The 684-nt window shown below is 57.3% G+C and carries 1 protein-coding gene; it reads right to left on the bottom strand.

Features of this window, described 5'->3' with window-relative positions; genetic code table 11:
• Positions 1-203: 203 nt before the first annotated feature.
• Positions 204-684: hypothetical protein (locus AC1DWI_RS25475; RefSeq protein WP_477726227.1), on the bottom strand; the 481-nt coding region annotated here is incomplete at its 5' end.

Below are 684 nucleotides of genomic sequence, written 5' to 3'. Positions count from 1 at the left end.
GCTTTAGCGCTGCCAAAAACCCGCAGCGGCAAGATGCTGCGCCGCGCGATCCAGGCSGTGTGCGAGGGCAGGGRCCCGGGGGATTTAACGACGATGGATGACCCGGCGGCGTTGCAGCAGATTCGGGATCGGGTGGCAGGGTGAGGTCACCCCCACGTAGGACCGTGCGTCACAAAATCATCGGATACGCCTATGCAGGCGCTTCACAATTTCGTATCCCGCAGGCTGAATATCGCTTCGAAGTGAAGGTCTTTGCAGCGCCCGGCCAGTTGCGATAGCACAGCTTCGCCGAGGGCCGAGCGCGCCCTGGGATGCGTGATAAGTATGCGAATCCCCAGATCGGCTTTGGCGTGAGGAAAAGCTTTGCCGAGCTCTGCGCTATGCACCCATTCCGAATAGGCATTGAGTTTGCGGATGGCGCGTGGTTTGGTCAGGCCGTCTTCCAGTGGCCGGTCAATGACCAGAACCAGCGTAATGGTGCCTGATTTGTCATCTACCTGAATGCCGTCCAACTGGTGTATGTCGTTGACTCCCAAGCCAGCCGCAGGCGCGAATTTTGTGCAAAGAAGCAGCAGGCTGATGAAAGAAATACGCCAAAACAGAGATCGCATAAGGGGTTGGTAATTCGCAGTTTTAACTTTGGCAGAGACGTGAAGGGCGTTGCTAGTCCGGTAAGGCAAGCGC

This window comes from Polaromonas sp. P3_C2, assembly GCF_056402675.1.
Note: the sequence above shows the minus strand (reverse complement) of the source record. Positions and strands in the feature narration are given on the sequence as shown.